This is a genomic window from Bifidobacterium lemurum, assembly GCF_014898175.1.
Classification (GTDB): domain Bacteria; phylum Actinomycetota; class Actinomycetes; order Actinomycetales; family Bifidobacteriaceae; genus Bifidobacterium; species Bifidobacterium lemurum.
On record NZ_CP062948.1, the window covers coordinates 1,134,376 to 1,153,330 of the forward strand.

The window sequence follows — 18,955 nt, forward strand, 5'->3', positions numbered from 1 at the left end:
GAGACCATATGCATCCAGTGAATTGGACGGGATTGTGGGAATTGCGAATCCGTCCAGTTTGTTGGACGGAATCGCTAAAAATGTGAATTCGTCCAGTTCATTGGACGAATTTGCAATTTCTGCGGGTTCTTACAGTTATTTGGGCGTGATAAGGCGGTGGGGGTGGAATGCGCCGGACAGTCTGGTGATGATGAGTTGGCACTTGGCCCCTCGAGTTGGCACCCAGCCTCGTCGGGAATGCCCAGTGCTTGGCGTCATTCCACCAATCCACGCAACGGACTTACGAAGCCGGGTGCCAACTCGAAGGGCCAAGTGCCAACTGGATGATTCGAGTGTTTGCCGGATCGGATTAGAAGCTCAGCACTTCGACCTTGCCGGTGGTGAGCAGATAACGTGCGCCGGCGATCATCAGCTGCCCCTCGCCCAGCGCGCGCTGGATCACTTCGGAACGTTCGACCAGCAGTTCGATGGTGCGGGCCACATGGGCGCGTTCGAAATCCTCCGCCGTTTCCAGGTCGGCCTGCTGCGCCTCGAACACCGATTGGCCCACCTCGCGGATGATGGGCGAATCTTGGGCGGCGAGCATGGCCGCCAAGTGTGCGACATGGACCTCCGGGTCGGCGTGCGCGGCGGCATCGGTGGCGTGGAAGCAGTCGCAATCGTCGAATTCGTTAGCCAATGCGTCGATTCCGTCTACGGCGGCTTTCACCGCGCCGCAACCTTCATGGCCGAGCACCACCAGCACGCTCACATGCAGTTGCTCGATGGCATACTCAAGCGAGGCGATCACCGCATCGTCCAACACCTCGCCTGCGGTGCGCACGGTGAACAGGTCGCCGAGGCCTTGATCGAAGATGATTTCGGGAGGCACGCGCGAGTCGGCGCAGGCGATGACGGCCGCGTCGGGATGCTGTCCGTGGGTGAGGCTGTCGCGCGTGATGCGATCCTGCCACGGATGCTCCGGATTGCCCTCCGCGAAACGGCGATTGCCCTGCAGCATGCGGCTCCAGGTCGCGCTGGCAGTCGATTCCTTGTCTTCCATGGCGTCCTCCTGTGGTGCGTCCGCGCACGGGCGGGTTCGAGAGCGATACCCGTGCGACTTTTCCGAACGTGGGTAATGTTCGGTTAGTGCTCGACTTTCTTGAGTTTTCAACGTTTTTGGCGCTGTGAAGCGAACATGGTCATGTTCGAAAAGGTCGCACGTCGACGTCGCGTCAGCAGCCGCGTGCGAACCGCTTCATATATTCATAGCACTGCGCGGTCTGAATCGCGTCGGAAAGACCACGGTGCTCCTCCACGTCGGCGATGTCGAAGCGCCGGATCAGCGCCTCCAGCTTATGCGTGCGCTCCTGCGGGAACAGTTTACGGCTCAGGCGCATGGTGTCCATATAGTCGTTGGGCAGAGGATGGCCGACCACCAGTTGCGCGTTATGGTTCAGAAAGCCAAGGTCGAAGCTGATGTTGTGGCCGAGCAGCACGTTGGAGCCGAGGCGGTCGAGGAACTCGGGCAGTACGGTTTCTATGGACGGCTGGCCGTCGAGCATATCGTTGGTGATGCCGGTCAGCTGCGTGATGCGCCGAGAGACAGGACGGTCGGGGTTGATGAGCTGGGAGAATTCCTCGACCACCCGTCCTTCGACGATGCGCGCCGCGCCGATATCGATGATCGCGTCGCGTGCCGCGGAAAACCCGGTCGTCTCCAGATCCAGCACCACGTACTCGTCCAGCCAAGTGTCCAAATAATTGCCCATGTTATTTCGTTTCTCTCCGTTCCGTCGTTGCGTGCGTTGCGCCTGTCACGTCAGACTTGGCTGTGGCCGCTTCGTCGAATCAGCATAGCCACTGTATCAGTTGTGGGGTAAGTGGGGTGGGCGAGTGCTGTGCCCACTGAGTGTCCGAAGGAGTTTTGGAGTACGCAGGACAGGCGACGAGTTGGGCTTGGGTTTGCAGTGTCTGGAAGTGGATTGAGACGTTCGTAAGGTAATCTTTGTTTATGGCTAGGGACAATCGGCACCAATTTACTAAGTCAGAGCTGGAACAGATTCTGAACGCTTGCATAGACAAGCGTCTACAAGATGTGGACGTTCAGCATGTTCTTGAAAGAAACGGAAGAAACAAAGGCAATCCGGGTGCGGTGATAGAACAATCGGTTCTGGGATATCCTGCGGATAATGCTCGACGGCCGGATCTCGAAGTGGACGGTGTGGAAACTGAATTGAAGACGACAGGCATTGTCGAATCCAAAAAAGACGGAATTCCCTTTGAGGCTAAGGAGCCGGTATCCGTCACCGCAGTGAGTCCCGAGAAAATAATCTCTGAAGATTTTGAAACTTCCAGTTTCTGGGAAAAGACAGCTCACATGCTTTTCGTCTACTATGAATACGCACATAGGGCGAGCACGCCGGCGGAGTATGCCGATTTTCCTATTAAAAACTACCAATTTGTGGATTTCTCAGGGGAAGACCGTGCTCGTTTGGAAAAGGATTGGACGATAGTCCGTGATTTCATTCGTGACATTCATCAACGCTATCCAGATGACCCTCAGAGCCAGTATCCTCGTATTAGTTCGGATTTGAACAGACAACGATTGACGGTTATTGATACTGCTCCTAAGTGGCCCAATCGGCCACGATTTAGGTTAAAGCGTAAATTTGTTTCAACGCTGGTTAATCAGCGGTTTGGCATGCAATACGACATACTCCCTCGTGAATATACAGGATTTGAGGATCTTGATTTTGAGTGCCATCAGCTGACTCAGCAATATGCGGGCAAAACTGTTTTCGAGCTATTTGATGAGTTTGGTATTCCTCGGAAGGCTGAAGCCTCCAAGCGAGATGCTGAGAGAATAGTTGTTGCGATGTTTGGTGGCAAGGCGAAGAAGATGAGCCGAGTGGAAACGTTTGCCAAGTTTTCCGTTGTCGGAAAAACTATCGTGTTGACAGCGAATGGTGGAAGAACGGAGGACACCAAGTTTGATGCGATTGATTTTGATGAGCTGCAAAACCCGAATATGACATTTGAAGAGTCGTCATTTAGGGCAAACTTCTATGAATCGCAGATACTGTGCAGCGTCTTCGAGGAGCCGAGTTCTGGCGCGGCGTTTGGTGAAAACGTTTTTAAAGGATTTAAACGGTTCTGTTTTGACGAAGAGTTCGTTGACATAGAAGTACGTGGCACATGGAACGAGGCTCGTCGGCTTATTTTCGACCATGCACTTCGGATAGTTCCAGATGTGCGAAAAGACGGGAAAGTCATTCGTAATCGCAATGGCGAAGTGCGTTCTGCTCCGAATTGGCCGAAATCAAGTGAGCGGACGGTTTTCTTTCGCGGAAGTGGCGATAACTCCGACCCTCGTTACAAAACGGTATGCGTTAACGGGTTACGTATGTATCGGCAAAATGTATGGGTGAAAGGGAGTTACATGGCGGAAAAGATGAGTCAGCTTCCGTTCCTATAGTCAGTCCGTTAGATCGGAAGCGATGACTTTGCCGATGCGATGGGGGATGTCGGTAACCAGCGCATTGCCCATGCAGAAGGCCCGGTGGCCATCGGTCATGCCGTCTGCGGTCCAGCCTTTGGGGAACATCTGCAGTTGGTCGAGCTCATCGGGGACGAGACGACGCATGCGGCCATCTTGTTCAATGACATGTTTGGTCCGGCTGGCTCCGGCTCCGCCCTCGCCGGTCAGGATAGTGCGGCTTGGGAGTCCAGGATTGTCGGGGAATGCGACTGGGCCTTCCGAATAGGTGTATTGGAATCCGCTGGATGCGGTGCGTAGTTCTTTCTTGCCGCCTTTAAGATAACGCCACGACTCCATCTTGGTGTCGTCAATCCAATACTGCGGCGGTACTTCAGAAGAGGGAACAAGCACCTCTCCTAAGGTTCGTTGGGGGCCGCTATACACTGAATCCACCCGGGCTGTGAGGATTTCGCCGTTGATCATTACGCCAGCGTTGGCGAAGATGCTGACTTTATCGCCTTTGCCAAACGTCTGAGTGATTTCATAAGGATCAGCGCCAATTTCAAAGTATCGGTGCGTGCGATTCCGTTCAGAGATTTGAATGGGGAATGCTCTCGCCAATACCCCGTTCTCGAACAAGCGGGAGTCGAGCTCTCCCCAATCGCTGTTGTGTTCGGCGTAGATGTATACGCGGCGGCGGCGTTGGGGCATGCCGTAATCGGCTGCATTCACCACATGCCACTCCACGTTGTATCCCAGTCGATTCAGACAGCATAGGATGATGGCGAAATCACGGCCGCGCTGGCTTGCCGGAGATTTCAACAGTCGGTCGACGTTTTCCAGCAACACATATTTGGGTTGGCGCATCTCCAATAAACGGTTGATGCTCCACCAGAGCACGCCTTTATGTCCTTCAATGCCAGCGGATAGAGCCAGAGGCTTCGCCACGCTGTAATCTTGGCAGGGGAAGCCTCCGACCAGCATGTCGAAGTCTGGAATGGTCATTTCGCCGGCGTCGACTTTGTCTAGAGCCTTGGCGATATCCTCGTTGACGCAAGATCCCTCGCCGAATCGTTTCTCGTAGCAACGCCAAGCGAACTGCTTGCTTTCCTGCCCCATAGGCTCCCATTGATTGGCCCATACCGTCGTAAAAGGACCCGCAGGTTCTTTGTAGAACTCTTCTCCCGGTTTGCCATAGCCGTCTAGGCCAAGACGAAAACCTCCGACGCCGGCGAATAGCTCAGCGACCTTTATCGTCTTGGACATGGCAATCCTTTCGATCCGAACATACGTTCTACTTCAACTGTCAAATTATATGCGTTTCTCGCCCAAAGATCAACATGCGCGAGTCGGCTGAGATTACAGCAATTCTTGAATCTGCTGGAACATATAGTCCATGTTGAGCCACCAAGCTTGCTTTGTCATATAGTCATCAGCATATAGATGAAGTTTATCTAAGGGTCGGTTCGTCCATTTTGCCGGTACGGGGAGCTGCCTGGCGTTATTCATGGTCACATGTTTTGTTTTGCCGTCTTTCATTTCGGTTGTTCGGTAAGGCGCGCAATATTGTGATTTGCCGGCATCGGGACGAAGATGAAGAATTCTTCCGCTGGATGCTTTGACAAAATTGTTGTAAACACGTTTGCCGCGGTATTCCAATTCGACGCCGTTACGGATTTTATTGACATCCTCTTCCCATACGGATTTGATGTCACCATCTAAATCGGCGGCGGGAACGCTCCAGAACTTTGCTCCTAAAAACCGCATCCCCATCGGGTTTTTGTCGTCTTTATCGGCGTTTTCGTTATCAAACACGAGCAACAAGAATCGCTGCGACTCAAGGTCCTCATATAATCTCGAATCCTCCCAGTCTTCAGCTGCCAATTCCTTGAAGGAAGGGATTGCTTGTACTTTGAAATTTTCCTGAGGTTTGCCGTGGAACAATGTAATGGTTTTGACGCGCACCTGCCCGTTGCCGAGTTCTTCCGCGTTCAGGTTGGTGTAGTCGTCGTCACTGCCAGATCCGATATCTGCTCCATTGAGGTTAAGCATGCGTCGAACCAGCATGTACGCAAGATTTTTCGGCGCTTTATTGGATTGCCAAGTGAGGTCAAAATGTTCGGCGATCCGTTGCATGGTCTGATGTTCGTACGGGCGAAAATAGTCAAGAATGATATCTTCGACAGAGCGATTGCTCAGCATCCCCGCGTCGCGAATCAGACTTTGCGATTGCTCCTTTTTGAGTATGTACTCCTGAAGAATCGTTGTCATGAAGCCTTGCTTGAAGCAAAAGGCGCGGCTTTTTGCGTGAGCGCCATTGGCCTGCGTTGTGTAACGATAGTCGGAAGTGCCTTTAGTGCATGTTCCGAGGGTCGTGGTTAGTGACTCAGTCAGTTCATGTGCTCTGTTTTCCGCGATGAGAGTATGAATTGTATTCCAATCCTGCCGAATGCGCGCCATATGCGTATCGGAAAACTGAACAAGCCCTTCCTCAGGGAAGTCTGGTTCGTCGAGATCGTCGAGGGCGAAGAGATTGGCGTATTTGATCTGATATTTGCGACGGTCTTCCTCAAGGCCTTTCTGAGTAATATTCCTTCGCAGGTAGTGAATGACTTCGAGAAAGCGGTTTTTGTTCCAGAAAGAGCTTTCCTCAAACGAAACATTATGTTCGTCTCGGTAGTTGATGATGTTGAGCACAAGACGTTCCCCGGCCTTGTACTCCACGTGGTCTTCGGCCTGTTTGTAATCGATGGGCGTCACTTTGAGCTCGACGCCGGCCTCCGGGAAATCGGGGGCGGAGATATTGTCGGCAGGATGCTCGAACCAAACCTGTTCGACGACGTTTCCGGGATAGCCTTTGTTGTTGGGGTTCTTTGTGTTGTCCGCATCGATTTCGCCGAGCCTCATACCCACGGCATCGAGCGCATGGTTATGCACGGCTTTCTTGGTCTTGTAGATGCTTTTCCCGAACGTTGGGAATGTGACTTTGTCTATGGCTTTCTGATCGTATGGATCCCCTTGGTATTGGGCCATTTCGCTGGTGTTGAGCCATGCCAGGGCTCGTCCGTCCTGCAATGTTTCACCATGTTTGTCCGGGTAACACAGGAATGAGTCGATGACGTATTTCTGCCCGTCGTGTCGGCATTCAGTGCGGCAGAGTTTTGAGCCGACCGCTAATTCTTTATCGAAGAACCCCGTCAGCAGTCGTTCAAGCGCGTCGTGATCGCTTTCGTCGTCACGCCGTTCTGTTCCGGGGAAGGCGCATATTTGTCCATTGCGCTTTGGGTTGAGACAGAGAAAGGTCCCATCCTCCCCCATGCAGATGGCTTTAACGATTCGTATCATTACCTGACTCCTTACGTGTGCTAGATGCAATAGTATCGCTGAAATGCCAACGTTTAGAGAGGACCATGTAACAAAATAGAGCTGGTTTCGGGGGTGAATTGTCACATTACAGATTCGTTTTGAAAGGTGGCTTGTCGCGTTATAGAGCCCGATTGGCGATCGATTTGTCACAATGAGGCCTGCGCACGGGGTGGTGGCTGAGAGCGGGGCGTGCGACTTTTCCGAACATGGGTCATGTTCGATTTTCGCGGTGTTTCGTTGGAATTCCAACGTTTGTGGGATGGTTATAGTGAACATGAGATGTTCGAAAAGGTCGCACGGATGAATGGCGCAACGGTGCCCGTGCGACCCCGACCCGCAAAGGAGTCCCAACGATGGCCGTCCCGCAAGAGATTTTGGACGTCATGCGCACGCCGGGCGTGTATTTCTGCGACTATCCCGGCATGGCCGAGGCGCAGCGCGAGCAGTTGCAGCTGCTGTATGATTTCAACAACTCGCGGCCGGATGATCCGGAACGCCGCCAGGCGCTGATGAAGGCGCTGTTCGCTGAGGTCGGTGACGACACCTATCTCGAACCGCCCGTCCATGCCAACTGGGGTTGCGGCACGCATTGGGGCAATTACTGCTATGCGAACTTCAACCTTACGCTGGTCGACGACGCCGACATCACCATCGGCGACCACACGATGATCGGCCCCAACGTCACGCTGGTGACCACGGGCCATCCGGTCCGCCCCGACTTGCGCGAAAAGCTGGGACAGTATTCCGAGCCCGTCGTCATCGGCCGCAACGTGTGGATCGGCGCGGGAGTGACCGTGCTGCCCGGCGTGACCATCGGCGACAACAGCGTGATCGGCGCGCACAGCCTGGTCACCAAAGACATCCCCGCCAACGTGGTCGCGTACGGGAGCCCATGCGAGGTGGTGCGCCCGATCGGCGAGCGGGATTACGAGTTCTATTGGCGTGACCGTCGGTATGATGCGTAGGTCGGACGCTACGGACAGGAGCGCTGTCGCACGGGCAGGCAGGGGATTGGCATCCGTGCGAGGATTGCGAACATGGAAGATGTTCGATTTTGAAGGTGGTTTCGTTGGGATTTCAACGTTTTGTGGGTGGTGATGGTGAACATAAAATGTTCGGAAAGGTCGCACGGGCAGGAGAAGAGGGAGTTGCTGTGCGTCGACGAAGAGGAATCTGGCGGGAGTGTTTGACGTGACATGTGTTGGCGGTGGCGCGCTGCGCGCGGCGGGAAATGGAATGGCCGCGCGATGTGCGCGGCCATGCTGTGCTGCGAGGGTGATGCGCGGGAGCTTTGCTCCCTTCAAGCGCATCGCCCTCGCTACGTTTGCGGCTGGGAAGCCCACTGGGCTTCCCAGCGGGTGAATCGCGCGCAGGCGCGATTCACCTACGCAAACGTCACCCCGTATTCTGCAGGCCGGCGGCGACGCCGCTTACGGTGCACAGAATCAGATAGATGAACCCGGCCTGCTGGCTCTGGCTCAGCTCCTCCTTGTCCACCTTCTTACGCAGCGACTTCAAGGCCAGCACCTGCGTGACGGACAGCGCGTCGACGTACGGCGAGCGGATGCGAATCGCCTGGCCCAGCACATGGCGGTGCTGCAGCGGCCATTCGTCGCCCACGATCTTCAGCACCCACTGGCGGGTGAGCTTCATCTCATGCAGCACCTTGTCGCGCAGATCGTCGCGGTCGCCCAGCGCGAGGTACATCTTGGCGATGCGCTCGTCCGTCTTGGCGATCGACATCTCGATGTTGTCGATGAACGTCGAGAACAGCGGCCACTCCTTGTACGCCTGACGCAGCGTCTCCAGATCGCCGAACTGCTCGCACGCCGAACCCAGGCCGTACCAGGCGGCCAGATTCACGCGGGCCTGCGCCCACGCGAAGATCCACGGGATCGTACGCAGGTCGTCCAGCGACTTGGCGCCCAGACCGCGCTTCGCCGGACGCGAGCCAATCGGCAGCAGGCCGATCTCGGTCAGCGGCGTGACCGTGGAGAACCACGGCGCGAAATCCTCGGTGTTGAGCAGGTCGAGATAGCGCTCATGCGAGACCTCGTCGAGCGCCGCGGCCATATCCGCGTACTTCTCGGTCATCTCGGTGTTCGTCTTCTCCACGCTCGGCGCGGACTGCAGCAGCGTGGCCGCCGCGACCGACTCGACGTGGCGTATGGCCAGCACCGGGTTGCCGTAGCGCGCGAAGATGACCTCGCCCTGTTCGGTGAGTTTGAAACGGCACTTGACCGAGCCGACCGGCTGCGCGAGCACCGCGCGGTTGGCCGGACCGCCGCCGCGGCCGACGGCACCGCCGCGTCCGTGGAACAGCGTCAGGTCGATGTCATGCGACTCGGCCCAACGGGCGATGCGCTCCTGCGCGGAGTGCAGGGCCAGCGTGGCGGAGGTGGGGCCGGCGTCCTTCGAGGAGTCGGAGTAGCCGAGCATGACCTCCATCTTGCCGCCGGTGACCTTCAAGCGGTTCTGTACCTCGGGGATCTTGATCATTTCCTCGAGCACGTTCACCGAGTTCTCGAGATCCTCCAGCTGCTCGAACAGCGGAATCACGTCAAGGGTCGGCACATCCTGCGGGTTCGCGAAGGCGAGACGGTTGAGCTCGTACACGTCGCGCACGTTCTGCGCGCTTTTGGTGAACGAGATGATGTAGCGGCGCGCGGCCTTCATGCCGTTGCGCTTCTGGATCGCGCCCAGCGCACGGAAGGTGTCGAGCACCTCATGCGTCATCGGCTGCAGTTCGCCGCGTTCGCCGTGCAGGCCATGCTCGCGGATGTCGTCGAGCGCGCGGGCGTGCACCACGGAATGCTGACGGAACTCCATCTCCACCATGTGGAAGCCGAAGGTCTCGGCCTGCCAGATGAGGTCCTGCAGCGGGCCGTAGGCGGAGCGCTTCGCGTTGGCCTCGGCCAGCGAACGCTGCACGACGCGCAGGTCGGAGAGGAACTCGTCGCAGGAGTGGTACATGAGGTCCGCGTCGCGTTCGATGGTGTAGTGCAGGCGGTCGGCCATCACCAGCATCACCGCGCGGTGCGTCTCCTTGGTGGAGATCACCGACGCGCGCGAGGTCAGACGTTCGCTCATCTCGCGCTGGCGGCTCCACAGGTTCTTGAGCTCCTGGCTGGGCGGCGTGGTCTCGGACTCCATGGTGAGGTTCCTGCCGACGGTGCGCGTGGCCTCCTCAAGCGCGCCGATCACGTGGTCGGAGAACTTGCGGGCCACCTGGCGGCTCACCTTGGCGGTGACGTTCGGGTTGCCGTCGCGGTCGGAGCCGATCCAGCTGCCGGGACGGAAGAACGCGGGGCAGGCGGGCGGCACGAGGCCGGCCTTGTCGCCCAGCATCCAGTCGTCGAAACGGCGGTAGACCTGCGGAATCGTGTGGAACAGCGTGTTATCGAAGATGTCGAGGATGGTGTCGGCCTCCTCGACGGGCGTCGGCTTCTTCAGCGCGATCGGCGAGGTGCGGAACAGCGCGTCGATCTCGTTGAACAGGCGGCGGTAGTTCTCCTTCTTATCGGAGCCGCCGAGCAGCTTGTGCACCTCGAGCAGCTGGGCGATGCGGCGGATCTTGCCCTCCACGGCCTTGCGTCGCGCCTCGGTGGGATGGGCGGTGAACACAGGATGGAACTCCAGATTGTCCAGCAGCTCCTTGGCCTTCGCCGGGCCGAGCTCGCCGATCAGCTGATGGTAGGCGAGGGTCATCTCGTTGACCGGATCGACCGCCTGGCTGTCGTTGACTTCGGCCTCGCGCTGGTGCAGCACGGAGACGCGGTAGTTCTCCTCGCTCAGGTTGGCCAGGTGGAAGTAGGTGGCGAACGCGCGCGCCAACAGCTGGGCGTCGTGCAGGTTCATATTGTCGATGACCTCGACCGCCTTGGCCAGGCCGTCCTCGTCCGGGTGCGGGTCGGTCATGCCGCCGAAATGTTCGGCGCTGGCCTCGACGGCGTAGTCGCGCACCTGATCGAAGGTGGCGAGCAGATGCGGATCGTATTCGCCGAGCACCTCGCGAAGGATGCTCAGGCACAGCTCCATATCATTGCCGAGGGTTTCGGGAAGCTGCTGCTCATCGCGGATCATCGTGTCCGACGCCTCGGTGAGTGCGAATTGTTCTTGTGATTGTGACATATACTCTCCTTTGCCGAACCTCCGGTTGCTCGGTCTAGCGGTCGTCCGTGGCTCCTCCACGGTTGTTGAGGCCGCCCGTTGCGAGCCCACAGCCTTCGATTCAGCGTGGTTGCTATGTGCGGAACATTGTAGGCCCGCATAATCGCCATTTAGGTTACGAAGTCCACAATGTGCACTTTTCTTCCTTCCGCGTCAGCTCAAGCGGGGCATGGTGGAGACGAAGGATCCACCGCGCATAACGGCGGGACGGGATGCCTCGGCAACGCTCGGCATGACGGCGGGAGACGCTCAGCCCACGCGCGGCGCACTGCCGGTGCGGATGCGTGGATTCGTGCGACCGCGGGAACGTTTCGCCTGCGTGCGGCGCACTGCATCGTATGTAGTGCCGTCCTTTGATTGACTCTGAACGTTCCGCCCACGCACGGCGCAATGGAAAACGCCGTCGGGCAGGGCGTGCGGTACACCTAGAAGTGTGACGAACGGGCATGAACATCAGCATGCGCACCAAGCGGAACCGGGCGCGACCGGGGCGTCCGCCGTGCGCAAATTCCACACCCACTCCATCCCCCTGGATATGGAGGATATCGAACGCGACTGGGATAAACCCGTCACCGAAGCCGGCATCGCCGCCAAAGCCAGCGTGATCGTGCGCGTCGGCATGCTCGACCTGAGCGCCGGCACCGGCAGCTTCCGCGTGCGCGAGATGATGCACCGCATCGCCTACCCGCTGGGCGTGCACGTGCGCGCCGACGTGAACCTCACCGACATCGAAGCCGCCTGCACCGACGGACGCGACCGCATCACCGAAGTCGTGGACCTGCCCACCACCGGCGTCAACACCGAACGCATCTGGTTGCTCGAGCATTTCGCCGACTGGTTCAACGTGAACCTCGGCACCGGCTCCATGTACCACGCCAAGCCGGACATCTCCGAAGAACTCGTCGAACACCTCGACTCCCCCGACGCGCGCCAATCCATCATGCGGGCCGTGGAAAAGGACCGCGAAGCCAAACGGGCCCAAGCGGAGCGCCTCGCGAAAGAGGCCGCCGACGCCGCCGCGGAATCCACCAAACACGGACACAAACCGCCCAAAGGCGAATACGCCGAACATTTCGACTACGTCTCATCCCAGCGCGACGAAACGAGCGAAACCCACGGCATCACCGTGCGGCAGGCGCACGAACGACTCGACCTGATCGAACGACGCAAGCCGCTCTACGCTCCCTGGTTCTCCGGACTGGCCTCCGCGCTCGCCTGCGCGGCCTTCGTGTTCCTGCTCGGCGGCGGCATCTACGACATGGTCGGCGCGTTCATCGGCGCGGGCCTCGGCCAATGGCTGCGCCGACGACTCTTCGCCCACCATCTCAACCAATTCTTCGTCACCTTCGTGTGCGTGGCCGTGGCGGCGCTCGCCTGCACCGGCGTATTGCGCGCCATCGGCTGGTTCGTCGACCCGGTCGCGCTCGAACACGACACCGCCTACATCGGCGCCATGCTGTTCGTCATCCCCGGCTTCCCGCTGATCACCGGCGGACTCGACATGGCCAAAATCGACTTCCCCTCCGGCATACAACGCATCTGCTATGTGCTGTGCATCATTCTGATGGCCACGCTCGCCGGCTGGGCCGTGGCGCTGATCGTGCACCTCAATCCGGAAGGATTCGAGCCGCTCGGCCTCGACCCCGCGGTGAACTGCCTGCTGCGGTTCGTCGCCGCGTTCGTCGGCGTGTGGGGATTCTCCGTGTTGTTCAACTCCCCGCAGCGCATGTGCCTCGTCGCCGCGTTCATCGGCGCCATCACCGACACCTTCCGTTTGGAAATCGTCGATATGGGCATGCCCGCCGAAGGAGGCGCCTTCCTCGGCGCGCTATTGGCCGGCCTCCTCGCCTCCGCATGGCGTAGTTCCGTGCGCCGCGGCTGGCTCCCGCCGCATCTCGGCTACCCGCGCATCTGCCTGACCGTGCCGTCCATTGTGATCATGGTGCCCGGCATGTATATGTACCAGGCCATGTTCCACCTCGGCCAATTCGACACCCAGCTCGCTCTCGACTGGGCCTTCCGCGCCTTCATGGTGATCGTCTGCCTGCCCATCGGGCTGGCGATGGCGCGCGTCATCACCGACAAATCCTGGCGCTACGACATCTAATTAGCGCGCGTACGCGCGCATTGCCGTCATCCTGAGCGAAGGCCACGGGCCGGAGTCGAAGGATCTCCATCTTACAACAAAGAGATCCTTCGACTCCGCTACGCTCCGCTCAGGATGACGTTGGAAGCTTGGGCGCGCGCCAATTCGCCGAGGGGGCGCGGCTTTTCCACGGGCGGGGCATAATGGGAAGGGTAAGTCTGCCCGGCTTGAGCAGTGTTGCCAGAAGACTGAACCATGGAGAGCGAAGCAGTGATTCGAATTGCCGTCGTCGAAGATGATCCGGGGTATGTGTCCGTCGTGGAGCGGTATCTCGCCCAATTCGAGCAGGAACGTGGCGAAAGCATCAGCCATGTGGTGTTCGATGACGGCGCGAAGATCGCCGCCGACTACCAACCTGTGTTCGACATCGTGCTGATGGACATCGAAATGCCCGGAATGGACGGCATCTCGGCGGCACGCGAGATTCGCCTGGTCGACCGGGACGTCATCATCATCTTCATCACCAGCATGGCCCAATACGCGATCGAGGGCTACACGGTGCGGGCGCGCTCCTACGTGCTCAAACCCATCAACTACTACGGTTTCGCCATGGAGCTGCAAAGCGCCATCGACGACATCGCGCGGCGCGAGGACCGCGGCAAGTCGCTGATCTTCACCTCCAAGGACGGCATGCACAAGGTGCGCGTCAGCGACATCCTCTACGTGGAGAGCAAACGCCACGACATGTTCATCCACACGGTCGACGGCGTGATCCGCATCCGCGAGTCGATGAAGAATCTGGAGGAGACGCTGCAACCGCACCATTTCGCACGCTGCAGCGTCAGCTATCTGGTCAACCTGGCGCATGTGACCGGCATCGAGGAGGGCCGCGACGCCATCGTCGGCGGGGAGCGGCTGCCGGTCAGCCGGCAGAAGGGCAAGGAATTCATCGCGGCGATGGCCGCGTATGTGGGAGGAGGCGACCATGAGTGAGCTCGTCAACCAGATGCTGATCAGTCCCGTGCTCTATGTGGTGTGCTGCGGACTGGTCGTGGCCTGCGCGCTGGCCACCTCCTCGTCACGGGCGGCCACGCGTCGCGACAGGGCGTGGCGGATCGGCTGGTCGGTGCTGCTGGCCGTCGCGGTGGTGGCGGTGGATGCCGTGTTCGTGGACAGCAAAACCGCGTGGACCGCCGTGGAGACGCCGATGTGCTTGGTGGCGCTGTGGGTGTTTGCCGTTGCCATCATGCGCATGGGCATCGCCACCGGGACCTACGTGGCGGTGTGGTCGCTGTCGTTGGTCTCGCCGATTTCGGAGGTCGCCAGTCTGTTGACGATGTGGTTCGACGGATGGGTGCGGTGGTGCGTGCGGTTGGCGGCGTTGGCGTTGATGATGGCGGTGCTGTACGTCTGCTGCCGCCGATGGTTGGCCCCGCAGCTGCAGATGTCGGGACGGTATCTGATGAGCCGCCGCAAGGTGCTGTTCACGCTGGTGATGGTGGCCGTGTTCATGACGGTCGCCGATTACCGGGTGATTTTCTGGCTGATCGGCAGTTCCGAACCGTCCAATATGGTGCCGGCGTTCCGCGTACTGGTGGAGACGCTGTGCTGCATCGTGCTGTACCTGCAGAACGACATCGAACGCCGTCAGAAGGCGCAGCTCGAGCTCAATATGGTGCAGGAGCTGTGGCGGCACCAGCGGCACCAGTACCAGGTGTCCAAAGAGACGATCGACGTGATCAACCGCAAATGCCATGACCTCAAATACCAGGTCGCGGCGTTCCGCGCGACGCACGGCAACGCGGACATCGACCGCCAGCTGGGCGAGATCGAGCATTCGGTCGATGTCTACGATTCGGTGGTGAGAACCGGCAATCCGGTGCTCGACGTGGTGCTCACCGAGAAAAGCCTGTACTGCGAGGCGCAGCTCATCACCATGACCTGCATGGCGGACGCCTCACGTCTGGATTTCATCGAACAGAGCGACCTGTACGCGCTGTTCGGCAACGCGATCGACAACGCGATCGAAAGCGTGATGAAACAGTCCGATCCGGACAAGCGGGTGATCCAGGTCTCCGTGCGCCCCGAAAACGACTTCCTGCTGATCCAGGTGCGCAACTACTGCGACGAGCCGATCGAGCTGGTCGACGGACTGCCGCTCACCTCGAAAACCTCCGAGCCCGGATACCACGGGTACGGTCTGCGCGGCATCCGCTATACGGCGGAACGCTACGGCGGCACGATGGGCATCCGCACGGACGGCAAGGCCTTCACCCTGCAGGTGCTGCTTCCGCTGCCGGTGCGTCAGCCGCGGCGGGATGAGGATCGCGAGCCGCAGGACGCGGCCCGCTAGTCGCCAGCTGCTAACCACCGGCCGCAAGCCTACGGTCGCGAATTGCCGGCCATCGGCGATCCGGCGACGGAAGTTGCCGCCATCGATACCAATCGTGCCATCCGGCACGCCTCCCACCTGAACGCTTCCTAAATTGGGTGGCATGTGGGGCCCACCGGCCTCGCATCCACCCCAAGAGCAAAGAAGCAAAGGAGGGAAGAGCATGTCCGACAAACGCAAGCATCTCGTGAAGAACGGCATCATCGCCACGGCATGGCTGGTTATCGTCATGCTGGTGTTCAACACGATGCTCACCACATTCGGCAGCACCCTGATCAACTACATGGGCATCGGCACCGTCACGGCCGGCGGCGACGCCGAGGTGATGACCGAGGAGGAGACCCTGGCCGAGGGCCGCGAGGTCAACACCGAGCTGGAAAGCGAAGGCGCGGTGCTGCTGCGCAACGAGAACAACGCCCTGCCGCTCGAAAAGGGCAGCAAGGTCACGATCCTCGGCGCGATGTCCTACAACTACGTCAACGGCGGCACCGGTTCGGCCGGCGGCAAGTACGACGAGTACACCTACACCATGAAAGAGGCCTTCGACGGCAGCAAAACCGAAGGCGAGGGCGTGAGCACCGAGCAGTACCTCGATGTGAACGAAAAGGCGTGGAACTGGCTTGAGGAGGCCGTCGGCGGCGAACGCAACGCGAACACCACCGGCGAGTACGTGGGCCACACCGGCACCGGCGAGGAGACCACGTTCACCGGCTCCGACTACGCCGAGAACAAGGACGCCTACGGCGACGGCGACTGGGGCGGATACAAGCGCGTCAACGAGTTCTCCAAAAGCGTGTACGAGAACCATAAGGACGACTTCATGGCCGACGGCTACAACGACACCGTCATCGTGACCTTCGGCCGCTCCGGCGCCGAGGGCGCCTCCCCCGTCATGGACTACGACGGCGACGGCAAGGCGTCCACCGGCACCACCTACCTGCAGCTGAGCGAGGACGAGAAGGACCTGCTCAAGTTCTGCGCCGAGAACTACTCCAAGACGATCGTGCTGATCAACTCCTCCGCCGCGATGGAGCTGGGCGAGATCGAGCAGGAGGAGTACGGCGTGGACGCCTGCCTGTGGATCGGCCACCCCGGTGAGGCCGGCCTCGTCGGCGTCGCCCAGCTCCTGACCGGCGAGGTGAACCCGTCCGGCCACCTCGTGGACACCTACGCCTACGACATGTCCACGATGCCGTCCTTCTACAACAACGACGACAACAAGTACACCAACGTCGAATCCATCACCACCGGCTTCGACAAGTCCAGCAACTTCGGCTACTACCAGTACGAGGAGGGCATCTACGTCGGATACCGCTTCTACGAGACCGCCGACGCGGAGGGGTATTTCGACTCCGAGGCGTTCACCAGCCACGAGTGGAAGAACGGCACGGCCTCCGGCTACGACGAAGTGGTGCAGTATCCCTTCGGCTACGGCCTGAGCTACACCACCTTCTCGCAGGAGGTGACCGATTCGGACGTCTCGCTTGAGGCGCACGGCACGAACAGCATCAGCGTCAAGGTCACCAACACCGGCGACGTGGCGGGCAAGCAGGTCGTGCAGCTCTACATGGAGGCGCCCTACGACCAGGACGACTCCCTGGGCATCAAGGGCACGGGCCTGCAGAAGTCCGCGAAGGTGCTGATGGGCTTCCAGAAGACCGGTCTGATCGAGCCCGGCGAATCCGAAACCGTCACCATCGAATTCGACACCGACGACCTCGCCTCCTTCGACACCTACGGCACCGGCGTGTACGTGCTGGAGAAGGGCGACTACAAGTTCCACATCGGCGAGAACGCGCATGAGGACGCCACCGATCCGGTGGAGACCTCTCTGGCCGACACCATCGTCTACGACGAGGACGGCGTCGGCGCGCGCGACAGCGACGAGCAGGTCGCCAGGACCTCGATGAGCGACGTGGACGCCGGCGACGGCAACATGCTCGACGGCTACCTCAACCGCAGCGACTTCGCGGGCGGCATGGAGACCATCATGCAGCACGAATCCAGCTGCAAGGAGGAGGCGCTGAGCGACAACGCCGTGGCCGCGCTGGCCGTGCCCGCCAAGGGTTCGACCGACTACACCTACGAGACGTACGAGAACGGCGAGAAGGTGACCAAAACCGTCAAGAAGTACGTGGGCGGCGCCAGCTACCTCGCCTACTCCGACGAGGAGAATTGGGAGGGCCTGACCCAGGACGACGAACGCTACCTCTACGACGACGCGAACGAGGACCATGCCATCGAATACGGCAAGACCTACTACGTCGTGGTGGACGACGACGGCAACGCGGTCCAGGATGAGGACGGCAACTACCAGGTGACCGAGGAGGAGACCTCGATGCGTCTCGACATCGACGCGCCGATCCTCGCCGACCTCGACTACGACAACGAGATCTGGGCCTATCTGCTGGACCAGACCACGCTCGAGGAGCAGATCGCCGTCGCCGGCGGACTCGGCTGGCAGACCCCCGCCGTCGAATCCGTGAACAAGGAGCAGGAGGCCGTGGTCGACGGCCCCGGCGAGTCCGGCAACGGCAACAACAGCTACGGCACCAACACCTGGTGGAGCTCCGCCGTGGTGAACGCCTCCACCTGGAATCCGTACCTGATGGAGAAGCTGGGCGAGGCATACGCCCACCAGTCCATCAAGAACGGCCTGTCGGGCGCCTACGCGCCGGCCATGAACACCCATCGCACGCCGTTCGGCGGCCGTAACTTCGAGTACTTCTCCGAAGACGGCTTCATCGGCGGCAAGATGGGCGCGGCCGAGGTCACCGGCCTGCAGTCCAGCGGCGTGTCCGTCTACATCAAGCACATGGCGATGAACGACAACGACACTAACCGAGACGGCAACATCACCTGGTTCTCCGAACAGGCGGCCCGCGAGATCTACCTCAAGGACTACGAGATCTGCGTCAAGGAGCTGTTCGTGGTCGACGAGGCCAACGAAACCGGCACCTTCGTGGACGGCGAGAACGTGCTCGGCATCATGGGCTCGCTCAACCGCGACGGCATCTCGATGTTCCACCAGGGTCTCTACCAGACGATCCTGCGCGGCGAATGGGGCTTCAACGGCCTGGTCATCACCGACGGCGTCGGCCCGTACCCGTGGGTCATGACCCCCGGCGCAGGCCTGTTCGGCGGCGTGGAAGGCCAGCTCGGCGGCTCCGCCGTCACCGCCTACTACGACCAGGAAGGCGACGCGACCTCCACCAACTACGGCAAGTACCTGCTGCGCAACTGCACCAAGCACATGCTGTACCAGAACGCGCGTTCCGCCACCTCGGCCGCCAGCACCGACAACAGCGCTTGGAAGACCTGGATGGTCGCGGGCGATGTGGCCTTCGGCGTGGCGATCGTCGCGGTCGTGGCCACCTGCATCGCGATCCCCGTGGTCCGCAGCCGCAAGGACGCGCGCGCCAAGGTGACCATCTCCGGCGAGTGATCCCCCACGAGGACGCATAACCCCACGTAACCCATG

General features: G+C 59.8%; 10 protein-coding genes and 1 pseudogene. 6 read left to right on the forward strand and 5 right to left on the reverse strand.

Going from position 1 to position 18,955, the window contains the following annotated elements:
- Nucleotides 1–349 precede the first annotated feature (349 nt).
- Both BL8807_RS04240 and BL8807_RS04245 read right to left on the reverse strand, forming a co-directional pair.
- Nucleotides 350–1,042, reverse strand: a complete 693-nt coding sequence (locus BL8807_RS04240) for a carbonic anhydrase (RefSeq protein WP_072724377.1) — start codon at nt 1,040–1,042, stop codon at nt 350–352.
- A 172-nt stretch (nt 1,043–1,214) separates the two neighbouring features.
- Nucleotides 1,215–1,751, reverse strand: a complete 537-nt coding sequence (locus BL8807_RS04245) for a 3'-5' exonuclease (protein WP_072724376.1) — start codon at nt 1,749–1,751, stop codon at nt 1,215–1,217.
- A 242-nt stretch (nt 1,752–1,993) separates the two neighbouring features.
- On the opposite strand from BL8807_RS04245, the gene BL8807_RS04250 reads away from it, so the two are divergent.
- On the forward strand, nt 1,994–3,457 hold the full coding sequence (locus tag BL8807_RS04250) for a MutH/Sau3AI family endonuclease (protein ID WP_072724374.1): 1,464 nt from the start codon (nt 1,994–1,996) through the stop codon (nt 3,455–3,457).
- Here BL8807_RS04250 and dcm read toward each other — a convergent pair whose 3' ends face one another.
- Together dcm and BL8807_RS04260 are read right to left on the reverse strand one after the other, a co-directional pair.
- A complete protein-coding gene (gene dcm / locus BL8807_RS04255; RefSeq protein WP_072724372.1) occupies nt 3,458–4,726 on the reverse strand; it encodes a DNA (cytosine-5-)-methyltransferase in 1,269 nt (422 codons plus the stop codon).
- 93 nt (nt 4,727–4,819) lie between these two features.
- Nucleotides 4,820–6,805 (reverse strand): Sau3AI family type II restriction endonuclease, encoded by a 1,986-nt coding sequence (locus BL8807_RS04260; protein WP_158217124.1) that lies wholly within the window; start codon nt 6,803–6,805, stop codon nt 4,820–4,822.
- A 374-nt stretch (nt 6,806–7,179) separates the two neighbouring features.
- On the opposite strand from BL8807_RS04260, the gene BL8807_RS04265 reads away from it, so the two are divergent.
- Nucleotides 7,180–7,791: a sugar O-acetyltransferase gene (locus BL8807_RS04265; RefSeq protein WP_072724369.1), complete on the forward strand. Its 612-nt coding sequence runs from the start codon at nt 7,180–7,182 to the stop codon at nt 7,789–7,791.
- Nucleotides 7,792–8,221: 430 nt separating this feature from the next.
- Here the strand turns inward: BL8807_RS04265 and BL8807_RS04270 are convergent.
- Nucleotides 8,222–10,900 (reverse strand): annotated as a pseudogene (locus tag BL8807_RS04270) (phosphoenolpyruvate carboxylase); the annotation flags it as partial.
- 631 nt (nt 10,901–11,531) lie between these two features.
- On the opposite strand from BL8807_RS04270, the gene BL8807_RS04275 reads away from it, so the two are divergent.
- The 4 genes from BL8807_RS04275 (at nt 11,532) to BL8807_RS04290 (ending at nt 18,919) form a co-directional block, all read left to right on the forward strand.
- Entirely contained in the window at nt 11,532–13,103 is a 1,572-nt protein-coding gene (locus tag BL8807_RS04275) for a threonine/serine exporter family protein (RefSeq protein ID WP_162493608.1), read from the forward strand.
- Between the two features lie 234 nt (nt 13,104–13,337).
- The gene (locus tag BL8807_RS04280; protein WP_072724364.1) at nt 13,338–14,075 is read left to right on the forward strand and encodes a LytR/AlgR family response regulator transcription factor; all 738 of its coding nucleotides are present in this window, start codon (nt 13,338–13,340) and stop codon (nt 14,073–14,075) included.
- Entirely contained in the window at nt 14,068–15,435 is a 1,368-nt protein-coding gene (locus BL8807_RS04285) for an ATP-binding protein (protein WP_143147959.1), read from the forward strand. Before BL8807_RS04280 ends, BL8807_RS04285 begins: the two co-directional genes overlap by 8 nt.
- Nucleotides 15,436–15,637: 202 nt before the next feature.
- The gene (locus BL8807_RS04290) at nt 15,638–18,919 is read left to right on the forward strand and encodes a glycoside hydrolase family 3 C-terminal domain-containing protein (protein ID WP_072724362.1); all 3,282 of its coding nucleotides are present in this window, start codon (nt 15,638–15,640) and stop codon (nt 18,917–18,919) included.
- The last annotated feature ends 36 nt before the right edge of the window (nt 18,920–18,955 follow it).